The organism is Qaidamihabitans albus (genome assembly GCF_016464705.1).
Classification (GTDB): domain Bacteria; phylum Actinomycetota; class Actinomycetes; order Mycobacteriales; family Pseudonocardiaceae; genus Qaidamihabitans; species Qaidamihabitans albus.
Genome location: NZ_JAEHOB010000049.1, coordinates 1 through 1,000 on the forward strand (window position 1 = coordinate 1; position 1,000 = coordinate 1,000).

Genomic DNA, 1,000 nt, shown 5'->3' on the forward strand with positions numbered 1-1,000 from the left:
GGTTCGTGTCGAATGTGGTGCTGTGTGCCAGCGTGACGCCAGTGCGAGTTTGATCAACTTTGAGATTGGTGTTCTCCGGACTGTCTTCCCTGCTCATCGAGGGTGTTGAGGGTGGCGCGGGCGCACTGGTGGTGTGGGCATCGACGCGTCCGGTGCCGGTGGCCTGCCCGGGATGCGGGGTGCCGGCGGGGCGGGTGCACGGCTACTTCGCCCGGCAGTTGGCCGATGTCCCGGTGGATGGGCGGCGAGTCCTGATACGACTGCGGGCGCGAAGGTTGCGCTGTGGAACGCTCGACTGTCCGCGGCAGACTTTTCGTGAGCAGCTGGTTGGTGTGATCGAGCGCTACCAGCGGCGCACCGTACGGCTGCGAGCGCAGGTGGGCGTCGTCGTCCGTGATCTGGCCGGGCGTGCGGGCGCGCCCGTGTGCTGGCCGGTCTCGGCGTGGCGGTGTCGCGGCAACCGCGCTGCGCGCGTTGGTGAGCCTTCCGCTCCCGGCCCGGCCGATGCCGCGGGTGATCGGGGTGGACGATTTCGCGCTGTGTAAGCGGAAGCGCTACGCGACTGTGATTATCAATGCGGAGACCGGCGAGCGCGTCGACGTGTTGCCTGAGCGCAAGACCGAGGTGCTCGGGGCCTGGTTACGGGAGCATCCCGGTGTCGAGGTGGTCTGCCGGGATGGCTCGGCCGCCTACGCCGAGGCGATCCGCCGTGCCCTGCCCGACGCGGTGCAGGTCGCCGACCGTTGGCACCTCTGGCACAACCTCGCGAAGGCCGTCATCAAAGAGGTCGCCGCGCACAGCACTGTTGGGGCAAGACCGGGCCGCCGCCGCGAGAGGGCATACAAGCCGAGACCACACGGGAGCGCTGACGGCAGGTCCATGATCGCTCGATTCCGGTGTCGGCCTGCTGGAATGCGCCCGCCGGCTGAATCTCGCATTGAACACGGTCAAGCGCTACGCCCGGATCAACCAGCCAGAGCGTCTGGTCCGGGCTCCGAAG

The 1,000-nt window shown here is 68.3% G+C and carries 1 pseudogene; it reads left to right on the forward strand.

The window, feature by feature from the left end:
- Positions 1-59: 59 nt before the first annotated feature.
- A pseudogene (locus JAP66_RS32615) lies at positions 60-1,000 on the forward strand (ISL3 family transposase); the annotation flags it as partial.